The following is a 20,560-nucleotide window of genomic DNA, read 5'->3' as shown; positions in this document are numbered from 1 at the left end:
TCTCCCCTTGCAAGCCAGTTTATCAGTGGCCGTGACGATCGGCTGGTGGGCCACGGCGTTGCTGTTGTGTTTACGGAAAATTACTTCGCCAGATACCTGTCGAAGAAGGCGGTCAACTCGCCAAAGTGCTCCCTGGTCTCGGGCGCATCGGGATCGCCGGCATATTGCGCATGCGACTGCCCCTCGAACACGTGGAGATCGGCGGCGACGCCGGCCTGACGGAGCTTGCGATGCACGCGCACGGTATTGGACAGGAACAGATCGCGCGTGCCTGAGGTGAGAATGGTCGGCGGAAAACCGGTGAGGTCGCCATAGATCGGCGAGAGTTGCGGATCCTTGAGGTCGTGACCATTGGCATAGAGCCTGGCGGCCTCGCCGAGCCAGCCATCGTTGCTGACCAGGATGTTGTCGACCTTCTCATTGGTGAAGAAGGTGTCGCCGGTCTTGGTCATGTCCGACCAGGGCGTGCCGGGCGCGGTCGCCGCCGGCAGCGGCAATCCTTCAGTTCGCGCCCGCAGCACCATCGCCAGCGTCATGCCGCCGCCGGTCGATGTGCCGAAGATCGCCATCTTCTTCGGGTCGTTCGTCTTGACCGCCTCTTTCCACACCGCCATCGCGTCATCCATCGCGGCCGGATAGGGAAAATCCGGCGGCATGCGGTAGTCGATCGAGATCACCTTGAACTTGCCGATGCCTGCCATCAGGATCGCCTCGCGCGTGGCGGCCTCGCCGGGGGCGAAGACGTAGCCGCCGCCATGCACGTGAACCAGCAGGCGATTGCGGTTCGGTTCGGGAATATTGTCCGGCGTGAGAATGTAGCAATTGACGCCCGCGATCGTGACCTGCTCGGACTTGACGCCGAACTTCTCGCGCAGGCCCGGCAGGGTCTTGTTGATCACATCGGCGCGCAGGTTGATCAGCGCCTTCCAGGCGGCGGCGTCCTTGGGATGATCGTTCCAGTATGGCGGAAGCGCCGCGCCGATCACGGCCTGCTCCTGCGGACTGACGCCAGCGGTCGGCACCGGGATTTCCTTTGCCGGGACCTCGCGCAGGCTGGCCTCGAGCGAAAAAGCCGTCGCCGGCAAGCAAAGGCCTGCGGCCAGAACCGCAAGACGTAGTCTGGAGCTTGTTATCATGGGTCGCCTCTCCCTGGATTGCGCGGGAATTCTTATGTGTCCCTGCGTCGCGGGCGAACCTTAGCGAGTTTCCGGGAGGGCTGGAACACTGGACCAGGGGAGAAGGCCGTGGGCCGCGATCGGGAGATGAACATCGCGCGCGGGATGAACGCCGGCGTGTCCGCCGGTCGTTCCGCGGATAGACCGGATTGCGCCATCTCCCGACAGGGAGCGATGGAACGCCCAAACCCCGGCCCCGCGCTCAACAGGCTGTTTCCGACGCAGCGGCTGCTTCAGATTATTCTTGTTCCTGGCGCATTCTTGGCGCGACGCTGATCAAGAAGCTGCTGAGCTGGCGGGGGCGCCGACGTCAGGTGATCAGATCGCCCGCCTGTTCTCCGAGACGTCGTGCGAATAGCGGCTGCATTCGATGATCGCTGAAAGCGCGGCTGCCTTTAACACCAGCGGGTCACGCTCCCCCTTCGCTGCACAAGCCAGAATGTTGGAAGCGATGTCGGCCTTGGCCGTTGACGTTCGCTTCGCTTCAGGAAGCATGGCCGACGCCTCGTCCAGCACGGACCGCATGAGTTCGATAACCTCGGGTTGAAAAACGGCTCCTGTCATCTTAGCTCCCTCCAGCACAGACGCTTATTCCCTGGGCATCGTTTCAGATGCCGCCGGGGAGCGCGCTCACATAGATCAAGCAGAATCGTTGTCCTAATCGGCCCTGCCGTTTCCTCCAACCAAGACTGACACCGGCGCGGCGCCGATCAATGTGAACGAAGCGAAACACAAGGTCGTCCCCGTTTCCTCAGGGCGGTCGCCGCCCGTCCACAGAAAAGTCTCGGTTTGACGCTGAAGCCAATGGCATGAAGACCCATCACGCCGCGATCCTGTTGTTTCTGCTGTTGAGCGCATGCGCAAGCACGCAGGGTCCTGTCGAAATGGCCTATGCGCCGCCATCGCCTCCGGCCGACGCGGCGGTCGCGGCCGCCGTTGCCGCCATCGCTGGCGAAGCCAAGCTTGTCAGCCCGCTGGAAATCTCTGCCGTTCGACGAACCGAGCGCGGGCCGGGCAGCTATTTCGTTTGCGTCAGGGAAATAAATCCGCCGGCGGACACGCCGCGCCGCACTTACTCAACGTTTCTAGAAAACGACACCTACAAAGGCTCGCGGCTGGCCGTCATCATGGATCAATGCGAATTGCAGACCTATGGTCCCGCACCTGTTGCGGCTCCCGCACCATCGCCGCCGCCGGTGGAGGCTGCAAAGCCGGCGAAGCGCAAATCGCACAGCCAGGCCGGCTGACATTCTTGCCGGCATGAAAGCCAAGCCGCTGCGTGTCGCGCATGCGGCTGCCCTTCGAACGCGTGGCGTGCGGCGCCTCTGTGGCGGCAGGCCGCCGTCGCCTAGCCGTCGCCGATGACCGCGACGGCGTCGATCTCGATGACCCATCCAGGCTGCGCCAGATCCTTGATGGTGATCAGGGAGCTTGCCGGATAGTTGCCGGACGGGAAGAAGCTCTTGCGAAGCGCAACGAACTTGTTTCCATCTTCCACGTTCTTGATGAACACCGTCATCTTGACGACGTTGTCGAGGCTTCCGCCGGCGAGCTTCAGCGACTGGGCAATATTGTCGAATGCAAGCTTGGTCTGCGCCTCGATGTTACCCGAGATATCGTGCCCGGCCGCATCCTTGTTGCCGCCCTCGCCTGCCAGCCAAATCGTCCGTCCGCCCTTGGTGATGACCGCCGGCGAATAGCCGCGGCTCTTCGGAAAATCGCTCGTCAGATATTCGGCGGTGCAGGCTGCGCCAATTCCGCCGGCCATGACCGCCGCTGCCAATAAAAACGCGTGCGCCTTCATTCATCTCTCCCAATCAACGTATCCCGACAGCCGCTTATCCATCATTCCCACGCGATCCTTAATCCGCTAATTTCGGAATTCACTTCACACCTGGAGAGTGAGATTGCCGTGCTCGACCGAATGACGGGTCTCGAAGTCTTCGCAAAGGTTGCCTCGTGCGGAAGCCTTTCAGCCGCCGCGCGCGCACTCGGTCTTTCGCAGACCATGGTCACCAAGCACATCGCGGCCATCGAAGGCCGCCTCGGCGTCAAACTGTTTCACCGCACGACGCGAAAGCTTTCGATCACCGAGGCCGGGCGCAACTACCTGGAGGCTTCCGAGCGAATACTGGCCGAGTTCGAGGAAGCGGACACGAGCGTCGGCGCCGACCGGGTAGAACCGCGCGGGCTGCTTCGGCTAACGGCGCCGGTTGTATTCGGCAGCAGCCAGATCGCGCCACTGCTTACCGAGTTTTCCGCGCTTCATCCGCGCATCTCGATCGAACTCGGCCTCAACGATCGGCTCGTCGATCTCGCCGAAGAGGGTTGGGACCTTGCGATACGAATCGGCAAACTCAGAGACTCGAGCCTGATTGCGCGGCGCCTTGCACCGTCCCGTCTGGTTTTGTGCGGGGCGCCTTCATACCTGAAAAGACAGGGCAGGCCGAAAACCGTTTCAAGCCTGACCGACCACAATTGCCTCGGCTATACGCTCTCGCAAGTGACCGACCACTGGATATTCGGCGCGCGTGGCGACGTCAAAGTCCGCATCTCCGGCAATCTGCGCGCCAACAATGGCGAAGCGTTGCGCGCCGCCGCGGTCGCCGGACATGGCCTGATCTATCAACCCGCTTTCATCGTGGCGGACGATTTACGCGCCGGCAATCTGGTTGCGCTTGCGCTTGACCACCCGACTTTCGCGCTTGGCGGCATTTACGCCGTTTACCTGCCCGATCGCCATCCGCCCGCGAAGATACGTTGCTTCATCGATTTCATCGCGGGTCGCTTCGCTCCCGATCCTCCCTGGGATCGCGCCTAGGCATGGCTTACGCGGCATGGCGTCGCCCGGCTATTGCAGCCGCGCAAGTCCTGCGTCGATCTCGCTCAGATCGCTGTCGATCAGGCGAAGCGAGCGGCTGGGATCAAAATCGCCCCCGGCGATCGCCTGGAGCTTCTCGCGCAACAGCCGCCGATGTTCGCGAAGCTGTTCGATCGCCTGGCGATCTCTGAGCTGAACGTAGGCGTTAACGATTAACCTGACGGACTCCGACACTATCGATCCTTGCAATTGGCACTTCCGCAAAACGACTGTTTCTAATTTCGGCCGTTAACGCAATGCAGCGTGGCCACCGATTCCCCTGACATGTTTGCATGAAGAAGCCAGCGGCCATGTCGGGGCTTCATGGTTAATCGCGATCGATTCAAAAATGCACCGCTCGAATCACATCGGCGGCGGCGGCAGGCCACGCGAGATCCCACAACGGATATCCTCGACGTCGGCGTCACGATCGCGGTGGACGGCATCGCCGCGACGTTCGGTCACTGTTGTCAGATCACATGCGAGAGGATTGGATCGGCAGGTGCCGGGGTTGGGGAGGTTTGCGATGAAACCGTCGGGGCTGCGCGAACCCATGCCCTTGTGGGTCTGGTTGGCAATCGCCCTCATGATCCTGGCCGGGCTTGGCTACGTTACCGGCTACCTCATGGTCGAAGACGTCCTGAAGTTTTTTTCCCGCCAGGGATGAAACGACAAGGATGACGCGACAGGGCTGAGGCGACGTCTCGCCAGCGGCGGATTCGCGACCGCCGCTACACAGCGCTAGCGCCGCCTGTTCGGCTCGTCGCTTGCGCGCTCTTCCCGGTGGCCACAGCGCAGGCATTCGTGCTTCTGCGTGCCTTGCCCGACCGTTGCCGCGCCGATCATGTTCATTCCGCATATCGGGCAAGGCAGCCTTCGAGGAGGTATCTCGTCCTCGGTTTGCTTGCCGGAGCTGATTCCCATTTCTGGCAGGTCCCCCCAAGCGGATCGGGGGGGGCAGCGCCCGCATTCCCCGCCGCGTCTTGATGCTGATCATTTCCGCCTGACAGATGCCGGGAGACCGGCACGTCAGTCAGGCGATGGCCCGTAGCGGTAACGCCGTAACGATTCGCAGGTTCCGGCACGGCGCTTCCCCGGACCAAATCGTCCCGCCCCCTCACAGGCTTGTGACGGCGGTAGGCCGGCGCCAGGGCCGGCGAAACCATTTGGCTGCCTGCGCGAAACAGGAATGAAACAGAGCGGGCGCAGGATTCCATCCAATTGATGAACAACGGAGTCCATCAGATGTTGTCGGAGAAATTCTTTCTCTTCCTCGAAGCCCTGATCAAGGGCCGCGACGAGCCGTTGCCGACCTACGCCGACGGCGCGCCGCGCGTCACGAGTTCGGCTCCGCATGTGCCGGTGATGCTGCCGCTCCGGGGCGTCGCAGGAGGACCGTCGGCTTCGCGATAACGACCGCCATCAACGGCGCGCGACGGTATCTCCGTCCCGCGCGCCGATCTCCGCCTGCACAAAATACAGCCGCGCGGGAACCACATTGCTGCGCTAGTTTTGGTTGCGGGTCCTTGGAGCGACACCTATGGGGCGCCTCGCGCGAACCCCTCATAGCCTCGTGACATCCACCCAAACGAAGTCCCCGCCGGTTCACGACGGCGGGGACTTTTGTTTTTTGAAAGCGCGAAGCTCAGTACTTCGCGACGATCGGTCCGCCGAAATGATAGTTCACGCCGATGCGCGCCGAGTCGAATTCGTGGTGGAAGCGGTAGGTAGCAGCGGGTCCAGAGAATAGCGGATCCGTCATGGTGACGTTCGAACTGCCGAGGTCGACGTGAAGATACTCGGCCTTCAGGCTCCAGTTCGACGCGACCATCCACTCGAGACCCGCGCCGGCCGCCCAGCCAAAGCGCGTGTCGCTCGAACTACCTGTGAAGTTGACGCCGAGGGCCGGAATCGCGTTACCGACAGAACTCTGGGCGCCGCCAAAAGCGAGACCACCCGTTCCGTAAAACAGAATGGTACCGAATGTGACGCCGAGCCTGCCACGCACCGTTCCGAACCAATCGATATGGTCGCGCCTAGTTGAAACGCTTGTAGCTGTCGGTCCCAGAGCGATAGCTGCAAAATTGATCGTATTCGTACTACCGATATCGCTTCCCTGAATGTCCGCCTCGAAACCGGCGACCCAATTGCTCATTGTCCAGTTATAGCCGAACTGGCCGCCGCCAAAGCCGCCATTGTGCGCGGCCCCAAGCTGGGACGGCGTGAGGCCAAAGGCGACCACTTGAGTAAAGTCACTCGAAAAACCGCGGATGTCCCCAGTGCGATCACCCCACGCGCCGCCGCCGTTGACGCCGATGTACCATCCGCACCAGGCGCATTGCGGCACGTATTCAGGCGCCTTGGCATAGGTCCGCGCCGGCAGATCGGCAGCCGACGCAGCGGTCTTCAGGCCAAGCGAAGCGATCGCCGCGGCGAGAAGAAGCCTTGTATTCACGTAGCGCATATTTTCCTCAGGGAACGAAGAAGGTTTATTTCGAGCCAGAGGCGTTTAGCTGCCCGCGCGAAGATGATCACAAACATGCTGCAAGCTTCCCACGCTTCGTTGCGCGGCGTTGTAGAAAGAGAACAGTTTTTGTGAGTTCATCCGCAAATTTCCGTCGTTCGCATGACGTTGCGGATTGCGCCTGTCCACCATTCGAATGACGGGATTCTTGCGCGCATCGCGCTTCGTTCGCCCGTCACGGAAATTTCGCGGCGCGCGATTCGAGAAATATGCGATCGTCCGCTGGCGAGGGAACTCCTCGACACGTTGCGAGTTAGGCAGAGTCGCAGTCAACGATCTTCAAGCGGGAGGGACGACATGAGATTTCTGGCGGCGGCGATGCTGGTGTCTGCTTTGGTCGGCGTGGCGCAAGCGGCGGACGATTGCGGTCCGGGCTGTCACAGCACGATGGCGGGTGCGTGCGTGGTCAATGGCTGGGAGGCCGGCGCGGGCGGCTGGAACGAATGCCCGGCAGGCGCGCAGCCGCGGCCGCCCTGCAGCCAGCGCTATTCCTGGCACAGGCACGCGCGGGCCTGCCTTCCCGCCAATTGAACTCTACGGGCCAGATCAGCGCACGAAGCTCCACGCCAGCGATGAAATCGCGCCTGCGTGGCGGCCGTCGTACAGATACTGGTCTGCCTGATAGAGAATGCAGGCTGCAACCACGATTGAAAAAATACCTTTAAACATGACCGTCATCATATAAGGCGGCGGTTAAAAACAGATTGTGCGCACAAGTGCACACTTCTTTGGTCAGCCCATCGTTGGCCAGTTCGGAAGCACGCTGCCCATCCAGAATGCATCGCGCAGGAACTCAACCAAACGCCGCCGGTTGGTCTTGCGAAGGTTGGAGCAGACGATGTGTTGGCGGTGCGCAGAGATCGACAAGGAAATTGATCATTATCGCTGCTTGTGTACCCGCGTCGCCGACGAGGGAAGTATCAAGAGCCTGCACATTCCGATCGAAGAACTGAAAGTTGAAAAAGCTCGGGTTCACATCGAAGGATTGCAGTAGCCTTGCGAACGGCCCCGCCGTGCTGAGAACACTGCGGGGCCGCCGCCCAACCCCCGGCGTCAGCCGCAGATTGAGGGCATGGAGGGTTATCGGTCATTCCATAACAAATTTAATACGTCGCTCCAGAATGACGCGCCTGCCGGTCACCGATCGTTAAGTCTTTCATTTTCCCAATTGCACGCTTTGAGATCCGGACGGACTCGCACCGTCTGCTCTGCCGGCCCGCGCGCTTTCGCTCACCACGCGTAGCGCAGCATGCCTTTGCCGGCGTAGGAGCATCTACGATTGGGTGTACCGATTTCGGTATATCGGAAAACAAAAGAGGCGGCCATCGCGGCCGCCTCTTCGCTCATGGTCTTGTCAGCCGGGAAGCGCGCTTACGGCTTGCTCCAGTCCTTCGTCGCATAGGGACGGCAGCCGGCGTAACCGGGGCTGCAATCAAAGTCGCCCCAGGTGCTCGACCCGTAATAGCCGTTGCCTGCATAGGGTCCCGTGCCGAACGGCGCTGCCGCGATCGCGCCCGCCGTGCCAATTGCACCAGCCGCCACCACGCCGGCCGTGTCGAATGCGCCGGCCGCGAGATCGGCGCCGGCGGCAACAGGACCGCGCGCGTGATGATGATGGTGGTGAGCCGCGACATGCTTCACGGCATGCGCGTGGTCGGCGGCGGCCTGGGCGCTCGCCACCGAGAAGAGTGCGGCACACGCGAAAGCCGTGGCAGCGATCGAAGTTCTTGCTGGGTTCATTTTGTTTCTCCGTTGGGTTTTCCCCTCCCTTGACCCGGGCGTTTTCGCCTCTGGGCTGCGCGAAAACGTTACATCGCCGGTTCCCGTTCCAGACTTCACCTTGAGATAACGAGTAAGTGAGTCGTTCGCGAGCCGTCGTGAGCGATCGTGAGCAGATCGTGAGGTGCCGAATCGAAAAAGCCCCGGACAGGTCCGGGGCTTTTCGTTCGAGGCAGTTTGTGAGCGATGGTTGTCGCTAGTGGAGCGGGTTTGACGTTCGCTACCTAGCCCGCCGCCTGCGCCGGCACGTCGCGCTGGCGCTTCATGACGATCTTGTTGAGCGCGCCGAGATAGGCTTTCGCGGATGCCACGAGCGTATCCGGATCGGCGGCGCGCGCGGTCATCGAGCGGCCCTCATGGGCGAGCCGCACCGACACTTCGGCTTGCGCGTCGGTGCCTTCGGTGACGGCGTGCACCTGATAGAGTTCGAGCTTGGCCTCGTGCGGCACCAGCCGCTTGATGCAGTTGAACACCGCATCGACCGGACCGTTGCCTTCGGCTTCCTCAATCCTGATCTGGCCGTCGACGTCGAGCTTCATGGTCGCGCGCTGCGGCCCGTGCGTGCCGGCGATCACCGTCAGCGAGGCGAGCTTGATGCGGTCGTGCGAGGCTGCGATCTCCTCGTCGACCAGCGCCTCGATGTCCTCGTCGTAGATGTCCTTCTTGCGATCGGCGAGCGCCTTCATCCGCACAAAGGCGTCCTCGATCTGGTTAGCGCCCAGCTTGTAGCCCATCTCTTCCAGCTTGTGCACGAAGGCATGGCGGCCGGAATGCTTGCCGAGCACCAGCGACGACTGCTTCAGCCCGACCATTTCCGGCTTCATGATCTCGTAGGTCGAGGCGTCCTTCAGCACGCCGTCCTGATGGATGCCGCTCTCATGCGCGAACGCATTCCGCCCGACGATCGCCTTGTTGTACTGCACCGGGAACGACGTCGCGGCCGAGACCAGTTTCGACGCCGCCGTGAGTTTCGTGGTGTCGATCCTGTTCCAGTACGGGAATTTGTCGTTGCGCACGCGCATCGCCATCACGATCTCTTCGAGCGCAGCATTGCCCGCGCGTTCGCCGATGCCGTTGATGGTGCATTCGACCTGGCGCGCGCCGCCGGCGACACCGGCGAGCGAATTCGCGACCGCCATGCCGAGGTCGTTGTGGCAGTGAACCGAGAACACAGCCTTGTCCGAATTCGGCACCCGCTCGATCAGCGTGCGCATGAAGTGGGTGTATTCCTCCGGCACGGTGTAACCCACGGTGTCGGGGATGTTGACCGTGGTGGCGCCGGCCTTGATCACGGCCTCGACGATGCGGCACAGGTAATCCATCTCCGAACGCGTGCCGTCTTCGGCCGACCATTCGACGTCGTCGATCTGGTTGCGCGCGCGCGAGACCATGGCGACCGAGGTCTCCAGGACCTGCTCCGGCGTCTTGTTGAGCTTCACCCGCATGTGCAACGGCGAGGTCGCGATCACCGTATGCACGCGGCCGCGCTTGGCGAATTTCACCGCGGCCGCACAGCGGTCGATGTCGTCGGGATGGGCACGGGAGAGACCGGCGATGACCGCGTTCTTGGAGCGGCGGGCGATCTCGCGGACCGCCTGGAAGTCGCCTTCGCTCGTGATGGGAAAACCCGCCTCGATGATGTCGACGCCCATGTCGTCGAGCATCTCGGCGACCTCGAGCTTCTCCTCGAAGGTCATGGTGGCGCCGGGGCACTGTTCGCCGTCGCGCAAGGTGGTGTCGAATATAACGACGCGGTCCTTTTCGGACTTTTCGGCTTTGGTCATCTGCTACTTCCTTTGGGTCGGTCGCGCCATGTCAGGTGAGCGCTAAAGGGTTTCTCGGTTGCTATCGCTACAAACCCCTGAGTGCCCAGGCGCAATCGCCCAGACGGCCCTCAGGGGCCGATAAGAAGCAGAATCCCGCCGAGAATGAGGGCCGGCGGCGGCGCAAGCGAAATCGAGCCGGGAGCCATGGCGATGGCCGCCTGCCCCTGAACCTCGATGATTTCGCCGCGAATCAGCATTGCCAGACCCTATTTGCAGCCAACCTTCGGGCAAAACCATTGACACAAGGTTTCCGAAGATCGCCGCTAATGGCCTGTTCTAGACGAGTTCGGCAGACCCCCGCAACGCCAAAAGATGGTCAGCGGGGTTGACCTTTTTGTGGATCGATCCGCGAAGGCGCAGCGGGCAGGCTGGCCTTATTTGCTGCCCTTGCGCGAGGATTTCTTGGCATGGGTGTCCGGCGGTTTGGCGCTTCCGCTGGGAGTCACCGGCTCGACCTCGCGCAGCGTGACGATCTGGGTCTGCTGGTTGGCCGCAGCCTTGGGATTGTTGGCGTCCAGCAGCTGCTCCTCTCCGAGACCGACCGCGTGAACGCGCTTGGCCGAGACCTTGAAGGTCGTCACCAGCGCGTCGCGGATCGCTTCCGCGCGGCGCTGGCTGAGCAAGAGATTGTTGTCGCGCCGGCCGTTGGCATCCATGTGGCCGACGACGAGGAAGACGTAAGACATCAGCGCCGGATTGGTCAGCGCATCGGCGAGGCGCGCGATCGTGCGGTAGGAGGCCGGGCGGATCACCGGCGTATCCGGGCTGAACTGAATGTCGAGGTCGATATGCGGCAGCTTGGTCAGTTCCCGCGAAATCGGCGGGCGCTTGAGCGCGATGGGATCGGTCTTGGCCTTGACGCGATCGGCCGCCTGCTGGCGCAGCGCCGGCACCTCGATATCGGAGGGCGCCTCGAGCCTGGCGAGCGCGGCGATGATGGTCTCCGCGGACGGCGCTTCCTGCGCCGCAACCGGGAAGACCGCGATCGCAAGCCAGCCCATGGTTAGAAGGACAAGCCGCCGGGCCGCCATCAGCGGTACCCCGCCTGGCCGAGCGCCTGGTTGCATCCCCAGCCCAGGCTCTTGGTCGGCGCTTTCAAAAGGCAAGCCATGGTCTCGCCGGGCTTGCCTTGCGCCTCGGCACAGATCTTCTGCTTGTCGCGGTCGCACGCCTTCCAGACCGCACTGCGCGCGGAAATGCGCTTGCTGATCGCGTCGAACGCCCTGCTGTAATCGGCGCGGCATTGCGCCGAGACGACGTCCTGATTGCGGGACAGGCATTCCTTGAGCCGCGTCGCATCGAGACTGACGCCAAGGCAATTGGCTTCGATGTCCTTGCCACAGCTTTCCGCCAGGATTGTCGTCGAGCTTTCGAAGCTCTGGGTTTCGACCGGCGCGGAAAGGCTCGCAGACGAAGCCGATGCCAACACAATCGTGGCCAGAATAGCGCGTGAGAAAGCCCGGACCATGGCGCCAATCAGACCTGATGCAGTCCGCGACCGTCAAGACCGCAATAGGGCGCAAGCTGTGCTTAATCGCCGGGGCCGGCCGGCGATCGTTACGGCGTCAGGCAGCGCACATAGCGCCGCCCGTCCGCGCCCAGCTCAACGCGGGTGTGCGGACAGGTGACATAGCCGCGGGTGTTGACGGTATAGCTCTGGGACGGATAGGGCGCGTTCTGATGCTGCGGGTTGCCGCCGAGCCATCCGGCCGCGCCGACGCCCGCCCAGACCGGACTGGCGGCGAAGTTGCCCGGGAAGACGCCATTGGTCGGGAAATCGCGCTGGTCGTCGCGGTTGTCGTAAAAGAAGAAGCTCGCGGTATTGCCGTTGCCGTAGCGGCGGCCCTCGCCATAGGTCTGCGCCGAGGCGCCGGCGATCGTGGCCGCCAAGGCCGCCAACAGAACTGCGGCTCTCACGCTCATCGCACTCACCAGCCCACGAACGGCGGCCTGGCCGTTCCCCAATCGCCCTTCCATCCGCTCAGCCTTCCCCTTCGGAACTGCAAATAAAGCCCGTCGCTCCGGATCGTGAGCGCGCTGCCCTTGACGTTCGGCAGCGCCAGCAAGAGTTCGTTGCCGCGGCTGCCGCGCACGTAACTCAAGGGTACGCCCAGGACGGCCGAAACCTCGTCCGGGCTCATGCCGAAGGTAAGCGGCGCACCGAGCGGGACCGGCTGAGCCGCTTTGTAGCTGGCGGAAGCCACGGTCGAAACACCGGTCAGGTTCGCGAATACCAACGCCGCTGTCACCAAACCGACACCCAGACGTCGCGTCACGGGGCCAGGGATGTGGACAAGGCCGCTGCAAAGGCTTTTCGGCATCTCTCTCGATCTCGTTGGGCACGCGATGTTGGAATCGATGTTAGATTCAAAGCGCCAGTGGCACAATGAGAGACAATGCGAGGACGAAAAACCACACCGGTCTAGCGAATGGTGCCAAATCAGGACCAATCGCTTGACATCCATGCAGACGCATTTAGAAACGGTTAAGCCCTCCTGAGCATAGTGGGTTTGAAAGTGTTCACCGGCACGGCGGCGTCGGGCACTTTCCGGATCGCTCTCCCCGAGCGATCGCGCAAGAAACCTGCTCCCAAAAGACCAGCGCGAACCACCCGGGCCCCTTTTTGTCAAAAAGGGGGTCTCATCACGTCTTCAGAAGGACGCGCGTTCGATGCGACAGGATCAGTGGAAGTCCCAGGTGCTTCAAGAATGGGATCGTTGGCTCCAGGCCCAGCCGATCGATCCCACAACGCCAACCGCCCGCGATACGCTGAAATTCTTTTGCGAGCTTCAGGACAGAAGCTCGCCGCTATTGGATTTCCGCCCGGGCCGGCGTGACAAGTGGCAGATCATCCACGCCTGGTTGCACCACGCAGGACGCGTGCCCGATTAAAAGGACGCCAGCAGACAAATGATCCAGTGTGGCTTTGGCTCAAATGTCCGCATCGCGAACCGGAGGCAACGGTGATGCGGAGTTCCGAGCGGCCGAACTAGTTGCGGGGCCAGCCGGTTGCGAGTTTTTCAAGCGGCCTGAAGAATTGCTGGGTCCACGCGCCGTAGAGCCCGCAAATCCGCTCCGACTGGGTGAGAAAGTTGGTGTAGGCCTGCTTGGCGAATTCGCCCTGGATCTCGATCGCCTCGTCGAACGTGCGTGCCGCGATCAGCCGCTCCATCAGGAAGCGTCCGTTAAGCCACGATTTTTTGGAGTATTCGCCATAGGCCTGCGCGATCGCCTGAAAACCATCTACCTGAGACGCGGGCCGAAGGACTTCCGGCGGCAGCACTTCACCGGTCAACGCCGTTGGTTCCGGCTGTTCCAATGCAACCACGGGCTCCGTTGCAATCACGGGCTCCATCACTGCCACCGGCGCGACATCAACCACGACCGCTTCCATTTCCACGACCTGGACTTCCGTCGCCTCGGGTTCCGCGACCATCGGGCTGACGGGGTCCGCCTCCGCCCTCACCTCGACCTGTTTCTGCCCGCCCTTTGAGCTGCGTTGATCCGCCTTGCGGCTGCGCGAACGCGGCTTGGTGCGCTTTTCTTCTTGAATCGTCGGCATGATCACACTCCGTTCACGTGTAGTTGTCGTGCGATCACTAAAAGTCAGAAGTCCGCCCTGATTGCGTTTGAAACGCGGTGTCGCCTTGTTCGTTGCGCGGCGTTGATGTGGAGATGCAACACGCACGCGATTCGAGTCCGCGCAAAAGCAATTGGCCCCCTCAAATCTCTTGGGATCGAGGAGGCCAATGGGACGTTATTCGAGAGTTGAGTTCCTCAGGATGCCTTGTCGCTCTCTTCAATCCGCTCGAGCGAGGCGCGGATCTCGGCAACGACCTGGTTATAATATTCGATCAACCGCTCCGAGCTTTTGAGCTGCGCCTGAAGCTGTTCCGAACGTTCCTCAGCCTCATGTGCCATCGGCTGAGCCAGGGATGCCAGTCCGTCTTCCGAGCTCGTTGAGGGATTTTGATGCGCCATGTTTACTCACTCACATGATGGGCCAAACACATTAGCTACCCACATGAGGCGTCGGTTTTTTGGGATTATTGGGGCGCTTCCTTGGTCGAACAAGGCAAAACCGGGGAGCGCCAGCCTTATTTATTGCGAGTTTCTTTCGACAACGTATGCCGCATCGCAGAACTCGATTTTCAAAGCGCAAAAAGAAAGCCGCCCCGAAGAGCGGCTCTCGATCCGAGAATGCGCACTGCGCGATCAGGCGCCCATGCACTTCTTGACGGAAGAGGTCTTGGCAGCGCCGGAAAGCTTCTTGCCATCCGCGCTCACCGCGGCCGCCTCACAGCACTTCTTCATCGAGGACGTCTTGGCCGCGCCGGCGAGCGGCTTGCCGTCCTTGCCAACCGCCTTGGCATCGCAGCTCGCATCCTGCGCAAAGGCCGCACCGCCGGCAAATGCGACGACCAGACCCGCCAGCATGATTTTTCTAAGCATTGTATCTCCCCGGGGAAATGTTGAACGCGGACCGATTTGATCCCAGAGAACTGTTCTCGGCAAGGGAAAATCGCCAATAGGCGGGCGTTCGGTGCGCTTAAATCACGCCTATTCGAACACGACTTCGATCTGGGTGTCGCGCTTGGTCGCAATCCTGCACATCCGATACAGTTCATCCGACAGCACGCCGAGCTTGAAGCGATCCGGCACATCGGCGGTCGAAATCACCTGCAACATGGCGCCGTTTCGCGACAGCCCACGGATGGTGCATTCGATGGTCGAACGGCCGCCATTGAAGGTGATCTGGCCGGCCTTCAAGACGCGCCGCAGCAGGCCGGGATTGACCTCCTCGACCGTCTGCCACATCTGGCAATTGTTGCGCCCACCATCCTTGGCGGCATAGAGCGCGGCATCGGCGCGCTTGACGAGCTGGTCGACGTCGAGATCGCCGCCATCGAGCGCGGCGACGCCGAAGCTTGCGGTGACGCGCAAGGGCCCGGCTTCGGCCTCGACCCGGCAGCGCGCGATCGCCCCGCGAATTTTTTCGGCGACGGCCATCGCCGCCTGGGCGCCGGTATGCGGCAACAGCACGACGAATTCCTCGCCGCCGAAACGGCCGACGGTATCGGTCGAGCGCAGCTCGCCGCGGCAGGCCTCGACACAGGCCCGCAGCACCTGGCCGCCGGTGCCGTGGCCATGGGTGTCGTTGATGTTCTTGAAATGATCGAGGTCGAAGAAGATGCAGGCAAGCTCGAAGCGATGCCGCCGGGCGAGCGAAATCGCCCGCGAACACTCCTCGCGCAGCGCGCGCCGCGACAGCGCGCCGGTCAGCGCGTCCCGTGTCGCCACCGTGCGTAGTTCGAGTTCACTGGTGACGGTCTTGGCGAGGTCGACGAGAATGGCCAATTGCGCATTATCGAATGTCTTCGGCTGGTCGTGCATCGCGCACAGCGTGCCGATCGCGTGCCCTTCCGGCGAGCGAAGCTGAACGCCGGCGTAGAAGCGGATGAACGGGGCGCCGACGACAAACGGATTGTCGGCAAATCGCCTGTCCTGCAACGTATCCGGCACGACGAGCGGACGCGGATGGTGGATCGCCGCGTTGCAGAGCGCGGGCGCGCGCTCGGTCTCGGCGTTCGGCATTCCCTGTTGCGACTTGAACCACTGGCGATGGCCGTCGATCAGGGTCACCGTCGACATCGAGACGCCGAAGATGCTGCGAACCAGGCGGGTGATGCGATCGAACGCTTCTTCGGGCGGAGTATCCAGCACGTCATACTGGTCCAGCGCGGCGAGCCGGTCCTGCTCACACGCGTCCAGCTTCGCGCTATGTCCTGCCTCGTATCCCATGCGTGAACAAGTAAGGCGGAAGGTTTGCGAAATGGTTCTGCGATATTGTTAATCTGTACTTACACAGCGTCATCACGTTGCGGAGAGCGGCGCCTGGACGGGCTTTTCGCGCTCTTGCCTAAATTTTTACTGACCGGCTTTTTTTGGCCGGCCGCCGGCGCCTTGCTTCCTCGATGTCGCGTTCATCCTCGAGCGCCTTTCGCGCTTTGGCGAACTCGGCTTTCGAGGCGCTGTCGACGCGCGGATAACGCAGGTTGAGATCTTCCAGCGCGCTGACGATCACCGAGCCGATCACCACGCGGGCGAACCATTTGTGGTCGGCGGGTACCAGGTGCCAGGGCGCATCGCCCGTCGAGGTGTGTCGAATGACGTCCTGGTAGGCCGCCATGTAGCGCGACCAGAACGCGCGCTCGGTCACGTCGCTCATCGAGAACTTCCAGTTCTTTGAGGTCTGCTCCAGCCGGTCGAGAAATCGCTCGCGCTGCTTTTTCTTCGAGATGTTGAGGAAGAACTTCAGCACCACCGTGCCGTTGCGCGACAGATAACGCTCGAATGCGGTGATATCCGCGAAGCGTTCCTGCCAGATCGCGGGACTGATCAGCTTGCGCGGAATCTTCTCCTTCGCCAGCAGGTCGTGATGCACGCGCGTCACCAGGCATTCTTCGTAGTAGGAGCGGTTGAAAATGCCGATGCGGCCGCGCTCGGGCAGCGCGATCATGGCGCGCCACATGAAGTCGTGGTCGAGTTCGTGGGAGGTCGGCTGCTTGAAGGAGGTGACCTCGCAGCCCTGCGGATTGACGCCTTCGAAGATGCCGTTGATGGCGCTGTCCTTGCCGGAGGCGTCCATGCCCTGGAAGATCACGAGCAGCGACCAGCTATCCTGGGCGTAGAGCCGTTCCTGAAGATCGCTGAGCCGCTTGCGGTTGGCGTCGAGGATCTTCTCGCCCTCGTCCTTGTCGAGGCCGCCCCTCTCCGCCGTGCTGTACGACTTGAGGTGAAACTCGCTTTTGCCGTCGAACCGGAACGGGGCGACGAACGGCTTCAGCCGCGCGATCACGGACCGGCTGGCCTTCTTCGCCGCTTTCCTGGCCTTCTTTGCTTTTCTGGACTGCCTGGCCTTCTTGCCCATGGCCCCTATGGAGGAAGTTGAGCTTCAAGAAACGCGCTGACAAAACGCGGCATCGTGGGCACAAGTTCGGAAGTCGAACGCACGAGATGAACGGCACGCAATTCCGGCCTGGTCTCGCGCGCGAGATAAGCCTCGACCCTCGCTTGCAGCGCCTCGCCGTTCTCGGCGACGCGCAGGATCCGGATCATCGCAATCGAAGCACGGGTAAAGACGCAGGTCCAAACCCCGTCCATCGTATAGTCCGATTCGCCCAGGCCGGTCTCCTCGGCAAGCTCGCGAACGACGCTGCCGGCGATATCGACCGCCCCTTCCCGGATGTCATCGGGATCGGGCGTGCCGGCGGGAAAATAAATGCGCCCCGCATTGGCGGTGTGAACGCCCATCTCGCCGAGCAGAAACGCGCCGTCCGACGATTTGACCGCACCCATGCCAAAGCCGTTGAAGACATCAGGATCCGGAAAGCCCCAGTCGCGCCACGCCAGGAAGCTCGCAAAATCTGTCTCGAAAAAATCCGCCTTCAGATGATCGCGGCTCCGCACCGCGTTGCGCCCGAGCAAAACGCGGCCGTTCCAGATCTCCGGCTTCTCGCGCCGCTTCTCGGCGAAATGCGCGTCGATCTCGTTGCGCCGCGCTTGCGCGAACGGCCATGCGAAGGGCTTAACCTTCAATTCAAGCGTCGCGATGCGATGGATCTGGGGCGAGGTCACTTCGCATTCGAACCCGTCGTCTTCGCCGCGCGCTCGACGAACTTGTTGGTATAGGTCTTGGTCACGTCGATATTGGCTTTCGCGACCTCCGGCGAGCCCGTGCTGAACACCGCCAGCACCGCGTCCGCGCCCTTGGGGTCCATCTTGCCGGTCTCTGAATACATCGGAATCGTGTTCTTCAGCGCGGCGAGATAAAGCTCGGTGTTCTTGCCGACGATTTCGCCCGGCATCTTCGCCATGATCTCCTCGGCGGAATGAGAATGAATCCAGGCCAGCGTATTGAGGATCGCCTGCGTCAGAGCCTGCGTTTCCTTGTCGTGCGATGCGATCCAGGCCGCCGTCGAATAGAGCGCGCCGCCCGGATACTCGCCGCCGAATACATCCAGCGTGTCCTTGCCGGTGCGGGTATCGGAGAGAATGCGCAGGTCCGAATGACTGCCCTGGAGAACTGTGACGGTGGGATCGAGCGTTACCAGCGCATCGATCTGGCCCTGCTCCATCGACGCGACTGCGGTGGCCCCCAGGCCAACGCCGATCACGGCCACGCTTGCGGGATCGACGCCATTTTTCTTCAGGAGATATTTGAGAAAGAAATCGGTCGAGGAGCCCGGCGCGCTGACGCCGACCTTCTTGCCGGCGAGGTCCTTGATCGAGGTGATCTCCGAGGTGTGCTTCGGCGACACCACCAGCGCCTCGCCGGGATAGCGGTCATAGACCACGAACGACACCAGTTCCTGGTGCTTGGCGGCGAGATTGACGCAATGGTCGAAATAGCCGGAAACCACGTCGGCGCTGCCGCCGAGCACGGCCTTCAGCGCATCCGATCCACCCTTGAGATCGACGACCTCGACCGCAAGCCCGGCCTTTTCATATTCGCCGAGTTGCTTGGCCAGCACCGTCGGCAGGTAGCAGAGACAGGCGCCGCCGCCGACCGCGATCGTGACCTTGCTCTGCGCGAGAGCGGGCGCGGAAATCATGGCGAGGGCGAGCGTTGCCGCGGCCAGTTTCTGGACGATCGTCTTCATGATTTCCTCCCGGGAAAGTCCTGTTGGCGTGCAGGATAGAGCAGCGCGCTGGCTGTGAGAAGTAGACGAAGGTGATCGTCATTCCGGGATGGTGCGTAAGCACCAGACCCGGAATCCATCTAGCAACAGAGCCGCTGGAAAAATGGGTTCCGGGTTCGTCCTTCGGACGCCCCGGAACGACACAGTGCCCTACGCCCTCGCCTCGCTGGCATTGGGACGCCAAACCAGGAGGCGCTTCTCGACCATGGTGACGATGATGTCGATCAGGATGACGAAGGCCGACAGCACGAACATGCCGGCGAACACGCCGGCAACGTCGAACACGCCTTCGGCCTGCTGGATCAGGTAACCGAGACCCGCCGCCGATCCGAGATATTCGCCGACCACCGCGCCGACGACGGCAAAGCCCACGGACGTATGCAGCGAAGAGAACATCCACGACAGTGCCGACGGCCAATAGACGTGGCGCATCAACTGCCCTTCGTTCATTCCGATCATGCGCGCGTTGTCGCGCACGGTGGTCGAGACTTCCTTGACGCCCTGATAGACGTTGAAGAAGACGATGAAGAACACGAGCGTGACGCCGAGCGCCACTTTCGACCAGATGCCGAGGCCAAGCCACAGCGCAAAGATCGGCGCCAGCACCACCCGCGGCAGCGCGTTGGCCATTTTCACATAGGGGTCGAAGATCGCGGCCACCAGCGGCTTGCGCGCGAACCAGAACCCGATCGCCACCCCTAAGAACGAGCCGATCGCAAAAGCCAGGATCGATTCCCACAGCGTGATCGCCAAGTGCTTCCAGATCACGCCGGTCGCGAACCAGTCGATGATCTGGCTACCGACGGCAATCGGCGTCGAGAAGAAAAACGGCGGCAGCACCATGTGGCCGAAGATCGGCACGGTGGCGAACAATTGCCAGAGCGCCAGCGCGACGACCGCGACCAGTATTTGCAGGGAAAGAAGCGTCACGCGGGGCATCGTCATCTCAATTCTTTGTCGTCCCTGCGAAAGCAGGGACCCATAAACTGCGGCTTATCAATTGGGCGACGTGGCAGAAACCGCCTCTCGCCATGGACAACTGTGGTTATGGGTCCCCGCGTGCGCGGGGACGACGGAAAATCCGATAGTCCCTCCCGGACAGGAGGGACTATCGAGTGTACTCACGGCTTGGAGAAGGTGCCGATCAGGCCGGTGGCCTGCTTGACGTGGCCGTCGAGCGCCTTGATCGCCTCGTCGCGGGTGAGGCCGGCTGCGAGCGCGGTCGGCTCGAGGTCGGTCGCCATCAGCGTGAAGGTGTAGTGGTGAATCGGACCCGGAGGCGTGCAGGGACCGAAATAGTTCGACAGCTTCATCAGGTTGGTGCCGCCGACATACTTGTCGCTCGCCTTGGAGACTTCACCCTCGGCGAATCCGGTGACGGAGACCGGAATGCCATAGGCGACCCAGTGGCTGACGCCGCCGGGCGGACGGCCTTCGGGATCGAACATCAGAAGCGCATAGCTCTTGGTGCCTTCCGGGGGGTTGGCCCAGCTCAGCGCCGGCGACACGTTCTCGCCGACGCAGTTCGGGTTGGACTTGTTGTTGCCGGCGTTCTTCACCGCCAGCCGCTCGCCGTCCTTGAAGCTCGGCGAGGTCAGCGTGAACACGCCGTCCGCCTTGGCCGGAGCAACGCCCATGGCCGCAAGCGAGACGGCGCCGGCCAGAATTGATCCACGTAGGAACATGACATCTTC

Annotated in this window: 27 protein-coding genes; 5 read left to right on the top strand and 22 right to left on the bottom strand. The window is 62.1% G+C overall.

All coding sequences use genetic code 11. From position 1 onward, the window contains the following. Window positions 1-80 precede the first annotated feature (80 nt). Both BUA38_RS21135 and BUA38_RS21130 read right to left on the bottom strand, forming a co-directional pair. A complete protein-coding gene (locus tag BUA38_RS21135) occupies window positions 81-1,136 on the bottom strand; it encodes an alpha/beta hydrolase (RefSeq protein ID WP_072820878.1) in 1,056 nt (351 codons plus the stop codon). Between the two features lie 357 nt (window positions 1,137-1,493). Continuing rightward, on the bottom strand, window positions 1,494-1,739 hold the full coding sequence (locus BUA38_RS21130) for a hypothetical protein (protein ID WP_156898609.1): 246 nt from the start codon (window positions 1,737-1,739) through the stop codon (window positions 1,494-1,496). 245 nt (window positions 1,740-1,984) lie between these two features. On the opposite strand from BUA38_RS21130, the gene BUA38_RS21125 reads away from it, so the two are divergent. Continuing rightward, window positions 1,985-2,422, top strand: coding sequence for a hypothetical protein (locus BUA38_RS21125; RefSeq protein ID WP_072820874.1), 438 nt, complete (start codon window positions 1,985-1,987; stop codon window positions 2,420-2,422). Between the two features lie 101 nt (window positions 2,423-2,523). On the opposite strand, the gene BUA38_RS21120 is transcribed toward BUA38_RS21125, so the two are convergent. Next, window positions 2,524-2,979 (bottom strand): RidA family protein, encoded by a 456-nt coding sequence (locus tag BUA38_RS21120; RefSeq protein ID WP_197685867.1) that lies wholly within the window; start codon window positions 2,977-2,979, stop codon window positions 2,524-2,526. Window positions 2,980-3,087: 108 nt separating this feature from the next. Here BUA38_RS21120 and BUA38_RS21115 point away from each other — a divergent pair, with 108 nt between their 5' ends. Continuing rightward, window positions 3,088-3,996, top strand: coding sequence for a LysR family transcriptional regulator (locus BUA38_RS21115; protein WP_072820873.1), 909 nt, complete (start codon window positions 3,088-3,090; stop codon window positions 3,994-3,996). A 30-nt stretch (window positions 3,997-4,026) separates the two neighbouring features. Here the strand turns inward: BUA38_RS21115 and BUA38_RS21110 are convergent, their stop codons facing one another. Further along, window positions 4,027-4,245, bottom strand: coding sequence for a hypothetical protein (locus tag BUA38_RS21110; protein ID WP_083587675.1), 219 nt, complete (start codon window positions 4,243-4,245; stop codon window positions 4,027-4,029). Between the two features lie 316 nt (window positions 4,246-4,561). On the opposite strand from BUA38_RS21110, the gene BUA38_RS37585 reads away from it, so the two are divergent. Both BUA38_RS37585 and BUA38_RS21100 read left to right on the top strand, forming a co-directional pair. Continuing rightward, the gene (locus BUA38_RS37585) at window positions 4,562-4,702 is read left to right on the top strand and encodes a hypothetical protein (RefSeq protein ID WP_172806060.1); all 141 of its coding nucleotides are present in this window, start codon (window positions 4,562-4,564) and stop codon (window positions 4,700-4,702) included. Window positions 4,703-5,259: 557 nt separating this feature from the next. Further along, a complete protein-coding gene (locus tag BUA38_RS21100; RefSeq protein ID WP_072820870.1) occupies window positions 5,260-5,448 on the top strand; it encodes a hypothetical protein in 189 nt (62 codons plus the stop codon). A 232-nt stretch (window positions 5,449-5,680) separates the two neighbouring features. On the opposite strand, the gene BUA38_RS21095 is transcribed toward BUA38_RS21100, so the two are convergent. Next, entirely contained in the window at window positions 5,681-6,499 is an 819-nt protein-coding gene (locus tag BUA38_RS21095) for an outer membrane protein (protein WP_072820869.1), read from the bottom strand. 357 nt (window positions 6,500-6,856) lie between these two features. On the opposite strand from BUA38_RS21095, the gene BUA38_RS21085 reads away from it, so the two are divergent. Beyond that, a complete protein-coding gene (locus BUA38_RS21085) occupies window positions 6,857-7,090 on the top strand; it encodes a GCG_CRPN prefix-to-repeats domain-containing protein (RefSeq protein ID WP_072820866.1) in 234 nt (77 codons plus the stop codon). Window positions 7,091-7,105: 15 nt separating this feature from the next. Here BUA38_RS21085 and BUA38_RS38480 read toward each other — a convergent pair whose 3' ends face one another. The 17 genes from BUA38_RS38480 to BUA38_RS21010 all read right to left on the bottom strand — a co-directional run bounded on the left by BUA38_RS38480 (window position 7,106) and on the right by BUA38_RS21010 (window position 20,551). Then, window positions 7,106-7,228 carry a hypothetical protein gene (locus tag BUA38_RS38480; RefSeq protein ID WP_276328135.1) on the bottom strand — a complete coding sequence of 41 codons (123 nt, stop codon included), beginning with the start codon at window positions 7,226-7,228 and terminating at the stop codon, window positions 7,106-7,108. Between the two features lie 702 nt (window positions 7,229-7,930). After that, on the bottom strand, window positions 7,931-8,299 hold the full coding sequence (locus BUA38_RS21080; RefSeq protein WP_156898608.1) for a hypothetical protein: 369 nt from the start codon (window positions 8,297-8,299) through the stop codon (window positions 7,931-7,933). 263 nt (window positions 8,300-8,562) lie between these two features. Beyond that, window positions 8,563-10,122 carry a 2-isopropylmalate synthase gene (locus BUA38_RS21075; protein WP_072820862.1) on the bottom strand — a complete coding sequence of 520 codons (1,560 nt, stop codon included), beginning with the start codon at window positions 10,120-10,122 and terminating at the stop codon, window positions 8,563-8,565. A 110-nt stretch (window positions 10,123-10,232) separates the two neighbouring features. Further along, entirely contained in the window at window positions 10,233-10,361 is a 129-nt protein-coding gene (locus tag BUA38_RS38475; RefSeq protein WP_276328134.1) for a hypothetical protein, read from the bottom strand. 177 nt (window positions 10,362-10,538) lie between these two features. After that, window positions 10,539-11,195 (bottom strand): OmpA family protein, encoded by a 657-nt coding sequence (locus BUA38_RS21070; protein ID WP_072820861.1) that lies wholly within the window; start codon window positions 11,193-11,195, stop codon window positions 10,539-10,541. Beyond that, a complete protein-coding gene (locus BUA38_RS21065; protein ID WP_072820859.1) occupies window positions 11,195-11,632 on the bottom strand; it encodes a hypothetical protein in 438 nt (145 codons plus the stop codon). Before BUA38_RS21065 ends, BUA38_RS21070 begins: the two co-directional genes overlap by 1 nt. 89 nt (window positions 11,633-11,721) lie before the next feature. Beyond that, window positions 11,722-12,087 carry a hypothetical protein gene (locus tag BUA38_RS21060; RefSeq protein WP_072820858.1) on the bottom strand — a complete coding sequence of 122 codons (366 nt, stop codon included), beginning with the start codon at window positions 12,085-12,087 and terminating at the stop codon, window positions 11,722-11,724. 5 nt (window positions 12,088-12,092) lie between these two features. Continuing rightward, complete coding sequence (locus tag BUA38_RS38095) at window positions 12,093-12,485, bottom strand: hypothetical protein (protein ID WP_244553004.1); 393 nt, start codon at window positions 12,483-12,485, stop codon at window positions 12,093-12,095. 668 nt (window positions 12,486-13,153) lie between these two features. Next, the gene (locus BUA38_RS36245) at window positions 13,154-13,726 is read right to left on the bottom strand and encodes a phasin family protein (protein ID WP_156898607.1); all 573 of its coding nucleotides are present in this window, start codon (window positions 13,724-13,726) and stop codon (window positions 13,154-13,156) included. A 215-nt stretch (window positions 13,727-13,941) separates the two neighbouring features. Then, window positions 13,942-14,145, bottom strand: a complete 204-nt coding sequence (locus BUA38_RS36830) for a hypothetical protein (protein WP_156898606.1) — start codon at window positions 14,143-14,145, stop codon at window positions 13,942-13,944. Window positions 14,146-14,379: 234 nt separating this feature from the next. Further along, complete coding sequence (locus tag BUA38_RS21040; RefSeq protein WP_072820855.1) at window positions 14,380-14,616, bottom strand: hypothetical protein; 237 nt, start codon at window positions 14,614-14,616, stop codon at window positions 14,380-14,382. A 108-nt stretch (window positions 14,617-14,724) separates the two neighbouring features. Further along, window positions 14,725-15,966, bottom strand: a complete 1,242-nt coding sequence (locus BUA38_RS21035; RefSeq protein WP_072820854.1) for a GGDEF domain-containing protein — start codon at window positions 15,964-15,966, stop codon at window positions 14,725-14,727. A 118-nt stretch (window positions 15,967-16,084) separates the two neighbouring features. Further along, window positions 16,085-17,095 carry a polyphosphate kinase 2 family protein gene (locus BUA38_RS21030; protein ID WP_072820852.1) on the bottom strand — a complete coding sequence of 337 codons (1,011 nt, stop codon included), beginning with the start codon at window positions 17,093-17,095 and terminating at the stop codon, window positions 16,085-16,087. A 5-nt stretch (window positions 17,096-17,100) separates the two neighbouring features. Further along, complete coding sequence (locus BUA38_RS21025; protein ID WP_072820851.1) at window positions 17,101-17,802, bottom strand: NUDIX hydrolase; 702 nt, start codon at window positions 17,800-17,802, stop codon at window positions 17,101-17,103. Beyond that, complete coding sequence (locus BUA38_RS21020) at window positions 17,799-18,827, bottom strand: ABC transporter substrate-binding protein (RefSeq protein WP_072820850.1); 1,029 nt, start codon at window positions 18,825-18,827, stop codon at window positions 17,799-17,801. The genes BUA38_RS21025 and BUA38_RS21020 overlap by 4 nt, the downstream gene beginning before the upstream one ends. A gap of 189 nt (window positions 18,828-19,016) precedes the next feature. Then, window positions 19,017-19,805, bottom strand: a complete 789-nt coding sequence (locus BUA38_RS21015) for an ABC transporter permease (RefSeq protein ID WP_072826293.1) — start codon at window positions 19,803-19,805, stop codon at window positions 19,017-19,019. Window positions 19,806-19,987: 182 nt separating this feature from the next. Beyond that, the gene (locus BUA38_RS21010; RefSeq protein ID WP_072820849.1) at window positions 19,988-20,551 is read right to left on the bottom strand and encodes a YbhB/YbcL family Raf kinase inhibitor-like protein; all 564 of its coding nucleotides are present in this window, start codon (window positions 20,549-20,551) and stop codon (window positions 19,988-19,990) included. Window positions 20,552-20,560: the final 9 nt, after the last annotated feature.

It is taken from the genome of Bradyrhizobium erythrophlei, from assembly GCF_900142985.1.
Lineage (GTDB): Bacteria > Pseudomonadota > Alphaproteobacteria > Rhizobiales > Xanthobacteraceae > Bradyrhizobium > Bradyrhizobium erythrophlei_B.
The sequence above is the reverse complement of the archived record's forward strand: the minus strand, read 5'-3'. Positions and strand labels throughout refer to the sequence as shown.

Bases quoted from the DNA above. Each gene is read 5' to 3' on its own strand.
- BUA38_RS21035 (WP_072820854.1), bottom strand. From the start codon at position 15,966: ATGGGATACGAGGCAGGACATAGCGCGAAGCTGGACGCGTGTGAGCAG.
- BUA38_RS21030 (WP_072820852.1), bottom strand. From the start codon at position 17,095: ATGGGCAAGAAGGCCAGGCAGTCCAGAAAAGCAAAGAAGGCCAGGAAA.
- BUA38_RS21015 (WP_072826293.1), bottom strand. From the start codon at position 19,805: ATGCCCCGCGTGACGCTTCTTTCCCTGCAAATACTGGTCGCGGTCGTC.
- BUA38_RS21095 (WP_072820869.1), bottom strand. From the start codon at position 6,499: ATGCGCTACGTGAATACAAGGCTTCTTCTCGCCGCGGCGATCGCTTCG.
- BUA38_RS21085 (WP_072820866.1), top strand. From the start codon at position 6,857: ATGAGATTTCTGGCGGCGGCGATGCTGGTGTCTGCTTTGGTCGGCGTG.
- BUA38_RS21070 (WP_072820861.1), bottom strand. From the start codon at position 11,195: ATGGCGGCCCGGCGGCTTGTCCTTCTAACCATGGGCTGGCTTGCGATC.
- BUA38_RS21125 (WP_072820874.1), top strand. From the start codon at position 1,985: ATGAAGACCCATCACGCCGCGATCCTGTTGTTTCTGCTGTTGAGCGCA.
- BUA38_RS36830 (WP_156898606.1), bottom strand. From the start codon at position 14,145: ATGGCGCATCAAAATCCCTCAACGAGCTCGGAAGACGGACTGGCATCC.
- BUA38_RS21060 (WP_072820858.1), bottom strand. From the start codon at position 12,087: ATGAGCGTGAGAGCCGCAGTTCTGTTGGCGGCCTTGGCGGCCACGATC.
- BUA38_RS21120 (WP_197685867.1), bottom strand. From the start codon at position 2,979: ATGAAGGCGCACGCGTTTTTATTGGCAGCGGCGGTCATGGCCGGCGGA.
- BUA38_RS21075 (WP_072820862.1), bottom strand. From the start codon at position 10,122: ATGACCAAAGCCGAAAAGTCCGAAAAGGACCGCGTCGTTATATTCGAC.
- BUA38_RS21135 (WP_072820878.1), bottom strand. From the start codon at position 1,136: ATGATAACAAGCTCCAGACTACGTCTTGCGGTTCTGGCCGCAGGCCTT.
- BUA38_RS21040 (WP_072820855.1), bottom strand. From the start codon at position 14,616: ATGCTTAGAAAAATCATGCTGGCGGGTCTGGTCGTCGCATTTGCCGGC.
- BUA38_RS37585 (WP_172806060.1), top strand. From the start codon at position 4,562: ATGAAACCGTCGGGGCTGCGCGAACCCATGCCCTTGTGGGTCTGGTTG.
- BUA38_RS38475 (WP_276328134.1), bottom strand. From the start codon at position 10,361: ATGCTGATTCGCGGCGAAATCATCGAGGTTCAGGGGCAGGCGGCCATC.
- BUA38_RS21020 (WP_072820850.1), bottom strand. From the start codon at position 18,827: ATGAAGACGATCGTCCAGAAACTGGCCGCGGCAACGCTCGCCCTCGCC.
- BUA38_RS21130 (WP_156898609.1), bottom strand. From the start codon at position 1,739: ATGACAGGAGCCGTTTTTCAACCCGAGGTTATCGAACTCATGCGGTCC.
- BUA38_RS21080 (WP_156898608.1), bottom strand. From the start codon at position 8,299: ATGAACCCAGCAAGAACTTCGATCGCTGCCACGGCTTTCGCGTGTGCC.
- BUA38_RS21010 (WP_072820849.1), bottom strand. From the start codon at position 20,551: ATGTTCCTACGTGGATCAATTCTGGCCGGCGCCGTCTCGCTTGCGGCC.
- BUA38_RS38095 (WP_244553004.1), bottom strand. From the start codon at position 12,485: ATGCCGAAAAGCCTTTGCAGCGGCCTTGTCCACATCCCTGGCCCCGTG.
- BUA38_RS21100 (WP_072820870.1), top strand. From the start codon at position 5,260: ATGAACAACGGAGTCCATCAGATGTTGTCGGAGAAATTCTTTCTCTTC.
- BUA38_RS36245 (WP_156898607.1), bottom strand. From the start codon at position 13,726: ATGCCGACGATTCAAGAAGAAAAGCGCACCAAGCCGCGTTCGCGCAGC.
- BUA38_RS21065 (WP_072820859.1), bottom strand. From the start codon at position 11,632: ATGGTCCGGGCTTTCTCACGCGCTATTCTGGCCACGATTGTGTTGGCA.
- BUA38_RS38480 (WP_276328135.1), bottom strand. From the start codon at position 7,228: ATGTTTAAAGGTATTTTTTCAATCGTGGTTGCAGCCTGCATTCTCTAT.